Raw genomic sequence first — 302 nt, forward strand, 5'->3', positions numbered from 1 at the left:
TCTATCAAATTTGGAAGAAGAAAAATAAAAACGTTCAATTATCTTGGAAACTAGATGAAACCTATATAAAAGTAAAAGGAAAATGGTGTTATTTATATCATGCAATTGATAAAGACGGGCATACATTGGATATTCAACTTCGTAAAAAACGGGATCATCAGGCTGCCTATGCTTTTATGAAAAGATTGGTCAGAACGTTTGAAGAACCAACGGTTCTCACTACAGACAAAGCACCAGCATTACTTTGCGCATTTAACAAATTAAGAGAACAAGGCTTTTATCTAAATACAACTCATTGTACA

Annotated in this window: 1 pseudogene; it reads left to right on the forward strand. The window is 32.8% G+C overall.

Annotated features, from left to right (window positions below):
* A pseudogene (locus tag AZF08_RS31500) lies at nucleotides 1-302 on the forward strand (DDE-type integrase/transposase/recombinase); the annotation flags it as partial.

It is taken from the genome of Bacillus gaemokensis (assembly GCF_001590835.1).
GTDB classification, from domain to species: Bacteria; Bacillota; Bacilli; order Bacillales; family Bacillaceae_G; genus Bacillus_A; species Bacillus_A gaemokensis.